We start from the raw sequence: 13,364 nt of genomic DNA, 5'->3' as shown, positions 1-13,364 counted from the left end.
GTAAACGAAATTTTGATGGCAATTTAAGTTGGTGGCTGAGTGATTAAAGTTGCGCTTTTTCAGTCTGCAAAATAATCGCTTATAGTTTACAAAAGTTTTTATGTATCAACCATTTTACATCTTATTTGTGTTACATAAAAGTTTAGCCGAATTGTAAAAATTTATAAATTGCCGGATGAAAAAATTTCGACTGACAACATTTATTTTTTTAATAGCTTTTTCTATGGGGAGTATTGCCGGCCAGGCCAAAGGCGCACAAATTTCATATAAAGTTACTTTTCCTGAAGCACAGGCACATTATGCCGATATTGAGATGAAAATAAGCGGCTTAAACCAAAAAGCCACCAATCTTAAAATGCCCGTTTGGACTCCCGGTTCATACCTCATCCGTGAGTTTGCCAAAAGTATAGAGGGCTTTAGCGCATCATACAAAGGCGATGCCCTATCTGCCGTAAAGATCAATAAGAATACCTGGCACATTGGTACCGCAGGTGTTAGCGAGCTTACCGTTAAGTACCGTGTTTACGCTTTTGAAATATCGGTACGTACCAGCGTGATAGATGCATCGCATGGCTTCCTGTCGACTTCGGGCATTTTCCTGTATCCTGAAGGCATGCTGAACCAGCCATCAACCATCAACATCGTACCTTACAAAAACTGGGATAAGGTATCAACCAGTTTAGAGCAGGTAGGCAATGATCAGTTCACGGTGAAAGCACCTAATTATGATATCCTCTTCGATTCGCCTATTGAAGTAGGTAATCAGGATGTTTTCGGCTTTGACGTGGCCGGCGTTAAGTACGAGGTATGTATGTATGGCGGCGGTAACTATGATAAAGAACGCCTGAAAACCGACCTCACGAAGATCATTGAGCAGCAAACCGCGGTATTCGGCGAAAACCCTAACAAACGTTATGTATTTATTGTGCATAACTACCAGCGCGGCGGCGGTGGTTTAGAGCACCTGAGCTCAACGGTATTAGGCGCTTCGCGCGATGCTTACGGTACCGAGCGCGGCTATGAGGGATTTTTAGGACTGGCATCTCACGAGCACTTTCACCTGTGGAACGTAAAGCGCCTGCGCCCGATAGCTTTAGGTCCGTTTGATTACGAAACTGAAAACTACACCACTAACCTATGGATAGCCGAAGGCTTTACCGCTTATTACCAGGATAACATTGTGCGCCGTACCAACCTTTATTCGGTAGATAACTACCTGGATGATGTGGTTGGCAATTTCAACATGCTGGATAACCAGCCGGGAGCCAAAATACAATCGGCATCAGAATCGAGTTTCGACGCTTGGATCAAATTTTACCGCCCTAACGAAAATTCGGCAAACACTACCATATCTTACTACAACAAAGGCGCGGTAATAGGTACCCTGCTCGATCTGGAAATTATTAACGACAGCGATGGCAAGTACTCATTAGATGATGTAATGAAGTACATGTATACCGAGTATTACAAAAACCGCAAGCGTGGTTATACCGATGCTGAATTTAAACTGGGTCTTGAAAAATTCGCGGGCAAAAAACTGGACGATTTCTATAAGAAATACATTAACGATGTTGACCAGGTTGATTACGACAAGTTTTTAGGCTATGCAGGCTATAAGCTGAATAATGAGTTGGCTAATTCAAATACGCCGTCGTTAGGTATATCAAGCAGTAACATAAGCGGAAAGATCATTGTAAGCGCCGTAGCACGCAACAGCGCGGCCTGGGTTGATGGTATTAACGTTAACGACGAGATTGCCGCTATTGACGGCACCCCGGTAACCGACCCAACCGCTATACTAAACGGTAAAAATGTTGGCGATAAAATTAACGTTACCGTAAACCGCGACGGCAAACAACTGGTATTGCCGGTAACCTTGCTGAAAAGCACCCGCGTTAAATATAAAATTGAGGCTATCGCCGATGCCAATGCCAAACAACTGGAAGTACGTAAAAGATGGCTGCGCCAGTAATTTGTACACATTTGCAGATATAACTCTTAAAAAAACTACACAAAAAGCCGCTTTAGCAATAAGGCGGCTTTCTTTTTATACATGCGATCTGTTTCGGCACGATAATGGGATATAGCTTAATATCTATTTATGAAAATCGTTAACTAAAATTAAAAAGCTATGAGATCTCTATTGTATATTATTGCTGTGATCCTGATAATTGGATGGGCAATCGGAGTATTTGCATATTCGGCAGTTGGTTTGATACATGCCTTATTGGTAATCGCTATTATAGCACTGTTACTGGGCGTTATCAGAAGACCAACGGCTATATAAACAGCCGGGTAAAATTTATTGAAAGGGCCGTGTTTTTACATGGCCCTTTTTAGTTGGTATCAGGTGAGCTTGGATAAAAGCAGAGTCTATTTAAGATTAGTGTTGGGATAAAGACATTACAGCGTAACAAAATAATACCATCTATTGCGTGATAACTCAGAGGTTATATATTTGTTATACCCCTAAACGGCATTGTATATGAAATTTAACAAAAACTGTGTAGCTGGCATAGCCTCTTTATTTATAAGCGTTACCGCGTTGGCACAAGATACCCAGAGCGGCAAGCTATCACCCTATGTTTTTCCTGAATTTGTAACCGGTACCGTGTTGCAAAAAGGAGGTGCTTCGCTTGAGGCATCGCTCAACTATAATACTATCACTGAGGAAATGATGTTTGAAAAAGACGGGCAAAAGCTGGTGCTTGATCAAGGGAATATCATTGACACTATTTACCTGAATAAGCGCAAATTTATACCGGCCAGGCAAGTCTTTTTTGAAAAAATTACCAATACCCTGACAGCCCTCTTTGTACAACACCGCGGAAAAGCAATAAAGAGCAACTTTAAATCAAATAATGAAAACCAGGCGGCATCAATGAATGCCAAAAAAGCCGAGGCGCCAACGGTTGACAAGTATGCCTTGCTTTTGCCTGATGGGTATGTTATGCAAACAGATGATAAATACTGGCTGCAAAAGGGCATGGAATTTATCCCGCTTACTTCCCTAAAAAAGATAATAGATCAATTTGCGGGTAAAGAGGCACAAATTGAAAACTTTGTGAAGGATAACAACATCAGCCTTAACAAGGCTGGCGATTTGATAAAGCTGATCGAGTTTTGCAACAAATAGGCAGTTCTTCCACATTGTCAGGGCTTTTTTACGCTGAAGGAATGCTCGCCGTATACCAGGTCTTTATCTGAAAAACCCTGCACAATTACCCTGAATGGCCCGGTTACATCACTGGCGTAAAAAGAAATAGCGGTTTCTTCTTCGGAGTTGATCGCTACACCATGATTCCAGTAAATGGTTGAAAAATACTCCGGTTCGGCTGGGCTATATTGTGCATAATCAGACCCGTAAAACTCTTTGGCCATATAAATGCCTTTCAAAATTTGCAGGTGTTTGTTTTCAACCTCCTTGCATCCGGTATAAATAACAGTCTCCAACCTGCCTCCAATGACAGATCTGTATTGTTTGTTCTTTTCGGGTATACTACCACCAAAAGGATGGTTAGGGCAGTTTAAGATACCGAAAGAGCATACATAATCGCCACAGGTATTTTTCAATGCGCTATTTAATCCATTCAATGTGCTTGAACCTCGTATCTCTACACCTTTGAGGTTAATAGCATTTTCAAATCCATTCAGCTTTAATGCTTCGGTACTTTGTTCGGTTGAGCTGTAAGCAACGGTAACAAATTTTTGCTGCTGTGATAATTCCCTGTTTAAGGGTAGGTATGGGTCGTTTAAAGATATCGCGTAATTCTCCATCGCTTTGCCATTAGTTATCATCATTACCTTATGATCCTGCTGTACAAACAATTCCCGGGGAGTTAATTCAAATTTTCCCGTGCTGTCAGTAAATACCAAACCGGCAATGCTATCACGCAAAAGCGTTAATGATAATGGCTTTTTTAATGGCTTACCATAATAGGTAACGGCCCCGGTAAAATTAAGGGTTTTATTAGCCTGCGCGGTATCAGCGGCGGTGGTTTGCAGCAGCTCGTCCCATTTATATTTGCGCCAGCCTTTAACCAGTAAAATATCTTCAAGATAAGCCTTGTCATTATACGCACGGCCCTGCGGGCTGGGTGGTAAGGCCTCCAGGTTATGGTTAAAATAAATATAGCTTTCTATGTCTGTTTGTTTAGCCTTTTCAATACGGTTTTCCTGCACGCAGGCAATAGAGACAAAGCCGCTGACCCGATTGCCCGAGGTGTCCCTTTTAAGCTTAAACTTCAAATTTACCTTTTCGCGGGTATTGTATTGCTGCCGTTCAGATGTGATGCTAACACCCGTAGATGGGCCATAATGAGCGAAGAAGATCCGCTCGGCCAAAGGCCTCTCCAATGAATCAAGTACCGTAATGGTAGATAAACCTTTAGGCAGATCTGTTAATGCTATTTTTAGTAATGTAGGTTTCTTTGATACCCGCTGTTCGGTACGGCCAAACACTTCGGTATAATTATGTACAATAACTGAAACACTTTGCATTAGCGCGCTACTCAGCAAAACCCTTACAGAATCGGCACACAGCGCATTAACCACACTAAGCTGTATTTTACCCGGCAATGCCTGTGGCAGGGCATAAACAGAGTCGGCCCCCGGGATATTGGTTTTTAATTTTATATAATACTTACTGCCCGTAAGCGGCAATATTTTAAACCTGCCAATACCATAAGCGCTGGTATTAATGGTTTCAAAGGGTTTATCATCCTTGTATAAAACAGCGGTTAATTTCAGTGGTTGCCCTAAAATTGTCTTGGCCTCCCAGCCTATGGTGTTTGTTAAACCTGCCGCCAAATTACCCCCTTCAGGGTAAAAGCCTATTTTAATCGCGCTCTTTACAACCGGCAAGCCTAAACTTATATTCTGGCTTTCTTTATCTACCCTAATATTAGCCTGCAACAGGCTGCTGGTATCGCCCCCCAGTTTTTCGCGCGGTATGCTGATAATACACTGCCCCATGTCATCGGTTTTAACCAGTATCTTTTTCTCATTACCCAGCGTATAGGTTAAGCGGGCATTGTTTATTGGTCTGTCATCTTTATAACGTACATTAACCAGTACCGATAGCGGGCCCACAAAACGATTTGCAGTATCAAGCACCCGCATAGTGGCATTAAAAGTTTGTTCCGTAGGGGCTTTAATAGTAATGGCCTGCGAAAAAACATCTAACGGTTTACCCTCTTTATTAAGCACATTGGTATAAGCAATAAAATGATAATTGCCCGGTGCAATACTATCGCTAAGCAAAATATTACCAAAAGCGAGCCCGCTTGCCATGGCAAACTTATCCTGCATTATTATTTGATGATTGGCATCGCGTATCAACACTACCGAAAGTGCCTCATGGTTAACACCCTCCTGGTTTGGTGATAACATATAACCCGAAAACCATACCTGCTCATTTTTAGTATACACCGTTTTATCAAAATGGACAAACAATAAAGACGCCGATTTTTTTAACGAATAGTATTCAAAGTTCTTTAATAATGCCTCCAGGCTATCGGTGCCGGTGCGTGCGTACAGATTCCCTGAAAAAAGCAATAGCATCAAATTAAAGATGATAATCCGGAAAGCGTTTCTCATAAGGTTGTTTTAACAGGTTTAAATTTATAAAATACTTTTTCGAAAACGCAGTATGCGTCTTACTTAACACCGTTAAGTTACTTGTCACGCGTTTGCCACATTGACGAGGACTATATAAGGACGTACAATAAAATGAGGCCATTTTCGGTTAATGTGCCTGTATGTTTTTGAACGATATTTCGCTGGTTGTTCCTCCCTCTTCATCCTGCCCGGATAACATTAAATTAAAAAATTTAATTAGTGCTGTTGCTCTTTGCCTGTAGCTCCCGTTTTATCAGGTAAACAAACAAGACTAATAAAATACACATGAAAAAATTCAAACACTTTTTGAAACCGGCTGCGGCCCTATTTGCTATTGCTTTAACTGTTACCGCTTGCAGCGATGATAAGAATGATTTGCCTGCACCAAGCGAAGCTGCTTTAACCGTAGTGCACGCGTCACCGGGCAGCCCTGAACTTACTTTAAAGATCAACGGAACTAAGGCGAATGCAAGAGCGCTTACTTTCGGTACTGCATTTCCTTACAGTGCAATTATTGCCAACACTTACGAGTTCAGCATCACTAAAAAAGATTCGAGCCGTGTAATGGTAAAATCAAACCTGGAGTTGAAAGCTAACAAGTTCTACTCATTATACATTGCTGATGTACCAACAAAACCGGTATTTGTATTAACCGAAGATAACCTTACCGCGCCTGCTGCTGATAAAGCCAATGTACGTTTTGTAAACTTAAGCCCTGATGCAGGTGCCTTAGATTTAGGTATCACAGGCGTTGCTACTAACGTGTTCACTAAAACCGCGTTTAAAGAGTCAACCGCGTTTACAGGTGTTACTCCGGGTGCTGAGCTTACTTTCGAGATCAAAGAAAACACCAAAACTGAGGTAATTGCCAAAGTAGAGAAAGTAAAAATTGAAAAAGGCAAGATCTATACCATTTGGGCAAAAGGTCTTAAAGCCGCTACCGACAGCACTAAACTGGCTGTAAAAGTAATTACAAACAAATAAGCAATACCCCTTTTAGTACCCCGCCACCCTTAAATAAATTAAGGGTGGCTTTTGATCTTTAAATGAAATCCGCAGCGCTGTTGTTCAAGTTTAAAAGCCAGGCCAAGGTGAAGCCCATAAAAAAGCTTGACGATATTCTTATTGGATGTTTGAGCGATGATGAGCAATGCCGCGAGTGGGTATATAAATCATTTTACGGCTACCTGATGGGGGTGGTGATCAGGTATAATAATGATGTGAGCCAGGCCGAAGAACTGGTGAACGATAGTTTTATAAAGATCTTTAAAAATATAAGGATGTTCATTCATCCCGAAGACCCCGAAAACCTGCTGAAGGCTTTTAAGGGTTGGATAGCAAGAATAGCCTCGCGAACGGCGATAGATTTTTTGCGGATAGCCAAAAACAACCAGGCTACCGACGAGCTGACCGAGATGCATACCCTTACCGACCACGTTACCGTGGTTGATAAAATGAACGCGCAGGATATATTGAAACTATTGAATAACCTGCCGCAAATACAAAGAGTAATATTTAACATGTACGAAATTGAAGGATTTAAACATGAGGAGATCGCTACCGAACTTAACATACCGGTAAAGAACAGCCGCGTTTACCTGGCCCGTGCCAAAGAGCGTTTGCGCGCGCTTTATCAGCAAACACTTAACAGATCAGGAGCATGAAAGACGAATTGATAGAACATATAAAAGCCGAACTGAGTGATCTGGATTTTGATTACAGGCCCGGCGCATGGGAAGAATTTCAGGAACGCAAACACAAGCGCAACAAAATAATACTGTGGAGAAGGGCACTAAGCGCGGCTGCTATATTAGTAATAGCCTTTTTACTGCTGCCCGGTAAAATAGCCAAACAAGATGATAAGAACGATGCCCAGGTAGCTGCTGTAATACAAAAAACAAATCCGCAGACTTCGCAAGCTATTGTTCCGCAGGCAATAGTTGAGTCTCAGCAAACAATCAAACACGCCGAAGCTCCGATAGTTACCAAGCCTCAGTTTGTTCGCCATACAAATCCTGTGGTTAAAGCGCAGGTAATTAACATTGAAGATAACGCAAGCGTTACGCCATCAACGGCAGATACGCAACAATATATAGCTACGGTACCTGTGACTGCAAATACAGGTAACATTACCCCATCGGTAGTGAAAACGCCTGCCCGTAAAAAAATGAGCATGGAAGAATATCTGGAGAAAGAAGCTCAGTTAACCCGTAAGCAACAGCCAGTAACCACCGGAGAAAAGAAATGGAGTTTCGGGCTGATGGTAGGCCAGGCATTGGATACGCGTTCAAAAACAAACTTAAATTTAGGTACGCAGGTATCATACGCCATCAACAATAAACTGGCCATTAGTACCGGTATCAATTATAATGAGCTTGGCGGTGCCAAAAAAATATCACCCGCCGCAGGCATAATGGATAAAAATGCGAGAATGCTTGACGGCGCCGAAGCCAGCATGGCCGGTATCGACATTCCGCTTGAGCTGCAATACAAGGTAAATAAAAAGATATACGCGCGGGTAGGGGTATCGGCATACTCTATACTATCGCAGCAGCAATCGTTAAAATACAGTCAGCAGCTATCAGTAGTTAATACTTATTTTGATGGGGCGGGGCAGCAACGTATTGAAACCGTTAGCCGTACCGAGGTATCAACCGAGGCTGTGCCCGATGAAAAGTTAAAGCAAAACAAATATGTAGGCCTTTACAATCTGTCGGTAGGTTTTCAGCAGAAGATCAATAACCGCAATACTTTATCGTTTGAGCCTTATGTTAAAGTGCCCGTAAGCGGCTACTCCGAGCAAAAACTCAACCTGGTACAAGGCGGGTTACGCATTAAGGTTGATTTTTAGATAAAACGCTGCTTTATTAACTTTTACATATTGTATAAATAGTGAGTGATATTTATGCTAATGAGCTATCTGCCAATAATTTGTTAGCTTGCATTAAAATCATCTATTCTATATGAAAAAGCAACTCATTTTAGTTTCCCTATTATTTTTTGCAATTAACATGACCGGTTTTGGCCAGGGGAAAAAAGGACAATCATTTGGAAAACGATCTGCCGAAGGTATAATGCAATATGTTGGTGAACAAGCACAGAAGGAGAATAAAAAAGTACTGGTTATTTTTCATGCTTCGTGGTGCGGCTGGTGTAAAAAAATGGAAGCTTCAATTAATGATCCGGCGATAAAAAAGATGTTCGATGATAATTATGTGATTGCATATATTGATGCGATGGAACAGCCTGATAAAAAAGACCTGGAAACCCCGAACTCACTGGCATTAATAACTAAATATAAAGGAGAGAAATCAGGACTTCCGTTTTGGTTCATTGCCGATGACAAAGGCAATAAACTGGCTGATAGTCATATTAGGCCAAGTGGTGCCGCCTTAGATACTTATGGTGAAAATATTGGCTGCCCGGCAGAAGAAAGCGAAGTAGCCCATTTTTTAGAAATACTAAAAGCAACCTCAAGCCTGAATGCTGAACAACTTGCCATAATAGGTAAGCGTTTCGCGCTAAATAAGCCCACACCTGTGCCTGCTAAAGGTTCGAATTAAATGAGGCTGCAATATTTATAGAAAGCAGTGATCTAAGCATTTTAAACTACGTAGCAATAGCTGTTAAGGCTTTGATAAGCTGATCAGTTTGGCGTTTATAACATCTTTGGGCGCGGCACCTATTTGCCTGTAAATCTCCACACCGTTTTTAAAGAATAATAAAGCGGGTACGCTGCTGATACCAAACTGCTTTGAAATGCCGGGACTGGCATCCACATTCACCCGGCCTATCAATATATTCTCTTTTACTTCGTTGGCCAGATCATTTAGTACCGGGCCAATCATCTTGCTCGAATTGCACCAGCCGGCGCAAAAGCTAATTAGCGCTAATTTTCCGGAACCGGTTAACGAGGTGAAGTTTTCGTCAGTTATTTCTGTTAATGCCATTGTTAACGCATTTACTGTTGTGAGGCATGGGAACGGATTCGAACCGTTGTAAAAGGTTTTGCAGACCTCTGCCTGAGCCGCTCGGCCACCCTGCCATTTAATTAAGCCGGCAGCCTTTGCAGGCATACCGGCACTATTGAGGTCAGTTAATAGTTTCTGATTTTTTCAAAGAAAGAAGTAACCCGGCTGCAAGCCGGATTAACTTCTGGTTGCACAAAGAACCACCACTTGTGCAATATGATACTACCACCATTTATTAAATGGTGAGGTTGGGAACGGATTCGAACCGTCGTGCAAGGTTTTGCAGACCTCTGCCTAACCCCTCGGCCACCCGACCTTTTGTTTACAATTACCTGCTGCCTGTTTTGGCCGCGGTATTTGTGTTGGTATTATACAGTTGTTGTAGTTTCTCGTTTAATTTATCGCCGGTAAGGTTTTTGGCTATGATCTTACCATCAGGATCGAGCAAAAAATTTTGCGGTATGGCCCTTACACCGTAAAGTTCGGCCACTTCATTTTTCCAATATTTAAGGTCCGATACCTGTGTCCAGTTCAACTGGTCATCTTCCACCGCTTTTAACCATGCTTCGCGTTTGTTATCCAGCGATACGCCCAGTATAGTGAAGTTTTTATCTTTAAACTGGTTGTAAGCTTTTACCACGTTGGGGTTTTCGCGGCGGCAAGGGCCGCACCACGATGCCCAAAAATCAACCAATAAATATTTGCCTTTAAATGATGCCAGGGTTACGGCATTGCCATCTTTATCGTTTTGTGTAAATGCCGGGGCTTGTACGCCTATCGCCGTTTGTTTCCAGCCTTGCAGCCATTTGTTGTATTGTTCGCCTGCTTTAGATTTTTTTACCGCTGCTGATAATGCCCCGTACAATGGCTCAACTTCTGATGCTTCAGGGAAATAGCCTCCCAGTGTTTTCAAGGCATCGAGGCTGATGAGCGAGTTGGGGTGATTTTTAATGAATGGCACCAGTACGCCTTTTTGCTGGGCTTCTATCTCTTCGGTACGTTTATCAAGGGCGGCTTCTGCTTCGGCGGTCTGTTGTTCTTTAGGCAGGCCGTAAAAAGCGGTGGCTTCGGCCTTTAATTTATCGCTGTAAGGCTTTAATACTTTTGCCAGTTGCTGGTTGTCCTTGTTTAGCGTTCCGCCTATAACGGTTGCTTTGGCTGCCGAGTCACTGCTGCTGATTTTTATGTTCCCGTTTTCAAGGTATACCGGTAAGTAGTCGGCTTTTTTTAGCTGTCTTAAACTTTCGCCCTCATGGGCGATGATCAGGTTGGCTTTAACAGCTTCCGGCAAAGTGCCCTTAAAACTGAATGCGCCTTGCTGTATAATGGCCGAATCGGTTACGTTACCGGCATCGTTGCGGTAGCTTAAAAATGCTTTTGCCGGCGCGTTTAGTTTGCCGATATTGCCGCTAATGGTATAAGTTATATTTTGTGCCATTAATGCTGCAGGTGATAGCAAGAGGGCTGTAATGATGCTTCTTTTCATAAAAAAACTGAGTGAATAAAACGATGTGGATACGTAGGCATACCGGGAATAGTATGCGAATAGGTTAATTACCAACCGGTTTCAGCAACAACAATAATGCGCGGCGTTGTTAAACATAAATGAGGCGTAATTTGCAAACCTGGTTTTCATATCGTAGCTTTCTGCTGTAAAAGCGTTGTTCTTCATAATCACAATGCAAATGTATATAAATTCTATAGATATAGTATACATTTGCGTTGTTCATTTTGTTTCTTCCTGATAATCTGCTTATTATTTTTTCATTTAACGAAAATATACTTTCAATTTCACTCTAAAAACTGAACGAGAACCTGTTCTATCAGTTCATTGCAGGAATAATAAACAGCTTTCAGATTGTCATTAAAAAGTTGCCATATCATGTAATCGTCATCTAAAATAATAGGTGATAAATTACATGTTTAAACATGCATGTTTGTGCTGTTATTTATAACTAAACAAACACGACTTAAAATGGCAAAGATTTTAAATATCATTTCAAGCCCTCGCGGCGAAGCATCAAACAGTATTAAACTGGGTAATGCTATTGTAGAGAAATTGAGAGAGAAAGATCCGGCAGCAGTTGTACAGGTAAAAGACCTTACTAAGAATCCTTTCCCGCATCTGGAAGAAGCGCACCTTGCCGCATTTTTCACTCCTGCCGAAAAACATACGGATGCTAACAAAGCAGCCATCAAACATTCAAACGAATCTATCCAGGAAATTATGGATGCCGATATCATAGTAATTGGCGCGCCAATGTACAACTTTGGTGTATCATCAACCCTGAAAGCATGGATAGACCATATTGCCCGTGCAGGTGTTACCTTTAAGTATACTGAAAACGGTCCGCAAGGTTTATTGACAGGCAAAAAAGTATACGTTGCAGTAACTACAGGTGGTGTGTACAGCGAAGGCGCTTACAAAACTGCCGATTTCATTAGCCCATACCTTAAATTTATGTTAGGCTTTTTGGGTATGACGGATGTAACCTTCGTTACCGCTGAAGGTTTTGCAGTGGCCGATTTTCAGGCTACCGCTTTAGATAAAGCTATTGACAGCATTGCTGTTTAAATATATTGTTTTCATGTTAAGAGGTGAGGGAATGGCTTAGGCTGTTCCCTTTTTTTGTTCGGTTTTTGTATAACAGCTGCTCATTCAAAGGCGCTTGCATTTTAGTAGCTTGCGAAAAACAATCACAAACATGAAGAGAACCTTATTTTTAAGCATAATGCTGGTTTTAAGCTTATGCATAGCAGCTTGTTCAACAAAACCCGCTAAACCATCGGCAAATGATGTAATGAAGCAGGCTTACGCGCAGGCAACAAAAGAGAACAAAAACGTAATAATTGTTTTTCAGTCATCAACCCGCGAGTGGTGTAAAAAGTTTGAGGCATCAATCAATGATGAATCGGTTAAGAAGCTGATTGATGATAACTATGTAGTGGTATACCTCGACCTGATGGAAGACCCCAACAAAAAAGAGCTTGAAAACCCGGGTGCTATAGACATACTTACCAAATACCAGGGCGAAAAAGCAGGCCTGCCATTTTGGGTAGTTGCAGATGCCAAAGGCACTAAACTGGCCGATAGCCAAATCCGATCTAAAGGTGCTTCTGTAAATACTTACGGGCAAAATATCGGCTGCCCTGCCGCCGATAGCGAGATAGCCTTTCTGCTGAATATCCTTCAATCCACCTCAAAGCTTTCTAAAGATCAGCTTACCTTAATTGGCAAGCGCTTCGCGAAAAACAAGCAGGCCTAAGCCGTTGTTGTTATCAATAAACGGGTAAAATTTCAGTACGTGTAAAAGCCATAAATGCCGAATTACTACATTTGGAAAAACAAACATAATGATAGTACACCACGTTTTATTCTGGCTTAAAGCCGATACCACTGAAGATCAGAAACAAGCATTTCGTAAAGGGTTAGAATCACTGCAATCTATTGGAGTAGCCAAAGCGTTCCATGTAGGCACGCCTGCCGCTATTGAGCGCGCGGTTGTTGATATTACTTACACATTCAGTCTTACCTTATTTTTTGAAGACCTTGCCGCACACGATGTTTACCAGGTACACCCGCTGCACAAAGCATTTTTAGATGAGTTCCGCGTATACTTTGAAAAGGTAGTTATTTACGATGCCGAATAAGCACATCGCAAGAAACAATAAAAAGCGGGTTGATAATCTCAAATTATCAGCCCGCTTTTTATTTATAACAAATTACGATGATCAACTAATTGCCCAAATTGACTATTTTTAATCCGGGGCTCA

General features: G+C 41.8%; 13 protein-coding genes and 2 tRNA genes. 10 read left to right on the top strand and 5 right to left on the bottom strand.

The features are described 5' to 3' along the window. The first annotated feature begins 175 nt into the window (after window positions 1-175). From ABD894_RS23255 to ABD894_RS23245, 3 genes are all read left to right on the top strand, one after another. Window positions 176-1,972, top strand: coding sequence for a M61 family metallopeptidase (locus ABD894_RS23255; RefSeq protein WP_345213485.1), 1,797 nt, complete (start codon window positions 176-178; stop codon window positions 1,970-1,972). A gap of 159 nt (window positions 1,973-2,131) precedes the next feature. Continuing rightward, on the top strand, window positions 2,132-2,287 hold the full coding sequence (locus tag ABD894_RS23250; RefSeq protein WP_345213484.1) for a lmo0937 family membrane protein: 156 nt from the start codon (window positions 2,132-2,134) through the stop codon (window positions 2,285-2,287). Window positions 2,288-2,485: 198 nt separating this feature from the next. After that, entirely contained in the window at window positions 2,486-3,136 is a 651-nt protein-coding gene (locus tag ABD894_RS23245) for a hypothetical protein (RefSeq protein ID WP_345213483.1), read from the top strand. Window positions 3,137-3,153: 17 nt separating this feature from the next. Here the strand turns inward: ABD894_RS23245 and ABD894_RS23240 are convergent, their stop codons facing one another. Further along, window positions 3,154-5,598: a hypothetical protein gene (locus ABD894_RS23240; protein ID WP_345213482.1), complete on the bottom strand. Its 2,445-nt coding sequence runs from the start codon at window positions 5,596-5,598 to the stop codon at window positions 3,154-3,156. 306 nt (window positions 5,599-5,904) lie between these two features. Here ABD894_RS23240 and ABD894_RS23235 point away from each other — a divergent pair, with 306 nt between their 5' ends. The 4 genes from ABD894_RS23235 (at window position 5,905) to ABD894_RS23220 (ending at window position 9,182) form a co-directional block, all read left to right on the top strand. Then, a complete protein-coding gene (locus tag ABD894_RS23235) occupies window positions 5,905-6,603 on the top strand; it encodes a DUF4397 domain-containing protein (RefSeq protein ID WP_345213481.1) in 699 nt (232 codons plus the stop codon). 62 nt (window positions 6,604-6,665) lie between these two features. Continuing rightward, window positions 6,666-7,283: an RNA polymerase sigma factor gene (locus tag ABD894_RS23230; RefSeq protein WP_345213480.1), complete on the top strand. Its 618-nt coding sequence runs from the start codon at window positions 6,666-6,668 to the stop codon at window positions 7,281-7,283. Next, window positions 7,280-8,470: an outer membrane beta-barrel protein gene (locus ABD894_RS23225; RefSeq protein ID WP_345213479.1), complete on the top strand. Its 1,191-nt coding sequence runs from the start codon at window positions 7,280-7,282 to the stop codon at window positions 8,468-8,470. Before ABD894_RS23230 ends, ABD894_RS23225 begins: the two co-directional genes overlap by 4 nt. A gap of 112 nt (window positions 8,471-8,582) precedes the next feature. After that, window positions 8,583-9,182 carry a thioredoxin family protein gene (locus ABD894_RS23220; protein WP_345213478.1) on the top strand — a complete coding sequence of 200 codons (600 nt, stop codon included), beginning with the start codon at window positions 8,583-8,585 and terminating at the stop codon, window positions 9,180-9,182. Between the two features lie 63 nt (window positions 9,183-9,245). On the opposite strand, the gene ABD894_RS23215 is transcribed toward ABD894_RS23220, so the two are convergent. The 4 genes from ABD894_RS23215 to ABD894_RS23200 all read right to left on the bottom strand — a co-directional run bounded on the left by ABD894_RS23215 (window position 9,246) and on the right by ABD894_RS23200 (window position 11,028). Further along, complete coding sequence (locus tag ABD894_RS23215; protein WP_345213477.1) at window positions 9,246-9,569, bottom strand: thioredoxin family protein; 324 nt, start codon at window positions 9,567-9,569, stop codon at window positions 9,246-9,248. Between the two features lie 22 nt (window positions 9,570-9,591). Beyond that, window positions 9,592-9,664: transfer RNA gene (locus ABD894_RS23210), tRNA-Cys, on the bottom strand. A gap of 170 nt (window positions 9,665-9,834) precedes the next feature. Next, window positions 9,835-9,907: transfer RNA gene (locus ABD894_RS23205), tRNA-Cys, on the bottom strand. 11 nt (window positions 9,908-9,918) lie between these two features. Then, window positions 9,919-11,028 (bottom strand): redoxin domain-containing protein, encoded by a 1,110-nt coding sequence (locus tag ABD894_RS23200; RefSeq protein ID WP_345213476.1) that lies wholly within the window; start codon window positions 11,026-11,028, stop codon window positions 9,919-9,921. Window positions 11,029-11,565: 537 nt separating this feature from the next. Here ABD894_RS23200 and ABD894_RS23195 point away from each other — a divergent pair. The 3 genes from ABD894_RS23195 (at window position 11,566) to ABD894_RS23185 (ending at window position 13,241) form a co-directional block, all read left to right on the top strand. Next, window positions 11,566-12,165 carry an FMN-dependent NADH-azoreductase gene (locus tag ABD894_RS23195; RefSeq protein WP_345213475.1) on the top strand — a complete coding sequence of 200 codons (600 nt, stop codon included), beginning with the start codon at window positions 11,566-11,568 and terminating at the stop codon, window positions 12,163-12,165. Between the two features lie 130 nt (window positions 12,166-12,295). Next, window positions 12,296-12,856, top strand: a complete 561-nt coding sequence (locus ABD894_RS23190) for a thioredoxin family protein (protein WP_345213474.1) — start codon at window positions 12,296-12,298, stop codon at window positions 12,854-12,856. Between the two features lie 88 nt (window positions 12,857-12,944). Beyond that, window positions 12,945-13,241 carry a Dabb family protein gene (locus tag ABD894_RS23185; protein ID WP_345213473.1) on the top strand — a complete coding sequence of 99 codons (297 nt, stop codon included), beginning with the start codon at window positions 12,945-12,947 and terminating at the stop codon, window positions 13,239-13,241. Window positions 13,242-13,364: the final 123 nt, after the last annotated feature.

Origin of the sequence: Mucilaginibacter gynuensis (assembly GCF_039541195.1) — a bacterium.
GTDB lineage: Bacteria > Bacteroidota > Bacteroidia > Sphingobacteriales > Sphingobacteriaceae > Mucilaginibacter > Mucilaginibacter gynuensis.
The sequence above is the reverse complement of the archived record's forward strand: the minus strand, read 5'-3'. Positions and strand labels throughout refer to the sequence as shown.

What these genes read in the sequence shown, in the direction of transcription:
- ABD894_RS23190 (WP_345213474.1), top strand. Translation starts at nt 12,296, where the DNA reads ATGAAGAGAACCTTATTTTTAAGCATAATGCTGGTTTTAAGCTTATGC.
- ABD894_RS23200 (WP_345213476.1), bottom strand. Translation starts at nt 11,028, where the DNA reads ATGGCACAAAATATAACTTATACCATTAGCGGCAATATCGGCAAACTA.
- ABD894_RS23225 (WP_345213479.1), top strand. Translation starts at nt 7,280, where the DNA reads ATGAAAGACGAATTGATAGAACATATAAAAGCCGAACTGAGTGATCTG.
- ABD894_RS23185 (WP_345213473.1), top strand. Translation starts at nt 12,945, where the DNA reads ATGATAGTACACCACGTTTTATTCTGGCTTAAAGCCGATACCACTGAA.
- ABD894_RS23235 (WP_345213481.1), top strand. Translation starts at nt 5,905, where the DNA reads ATGAAAAAATTCAAACACTTTTTGAAACCGGCTGCGGCCCTATTTGCT.
- ABD894_RS23245 (WP_345213483.1), top strand. Translation starts at nt 2,486, where the DNA reads ATGAAATTTAACAAAAACTGTGTAGCTGGCATAGCCTCTTTATTTATA.
- ABD894_RS23220 (WP_345213478.1), top strand. Translation starts at nt 8,583, where the DNA reads ATGAAAAAGCAACTCATTTTAGTTTCCCTATTATTTTTTGCAATTAAC.
- ABD894_RS23195 (WP_345213475.1), top strand. Translation starts at nt 11,566, where the DNA reads ATGGCAAAGATTTTAAATATCATTTCAAGCCCTCGCGGCGAAGCATCA.
- ABD894_RS23250 (WP_345213484.1), top strand. Translation starts at nt 2,132, where the DNA reads ATGAGATCTCTATTGTATATTATTGCTGTGATCCTGATAATTGGATGG.
- ABD894_RS23215 (WP_345213477.1), bottom strand. Translation starts at nt 9,569, where the DNA reads ATGGCATTAACAGAAATAACTGACGAAAACTTCACCTCGTTAACCGGT.
- ABD894_RS23255 (WP_345213485.1), top strand. Translation starts at nt 176, where the DNA reads ATGAAAAAATTTCGACTGACAACATTTATTTTTTTAATAGCTTTTTCT.
- ABD894_RS23230 (WP_345213480.1), top strand. Translation starts at nt 6,666, where the DNA reads ATGAAATCCGCAGCGCTGTTGTTCAAGTTTAAAAGCCAGGCCAAGGTG.
- ABD894_RS23240 (WP_345213482.1), bottom strand. Translation starts at nt 5,598, where the DNA reads ATGAGAAACGCTTTCCGGATTATCATCTTTAATTTGATGCTATTGCTT.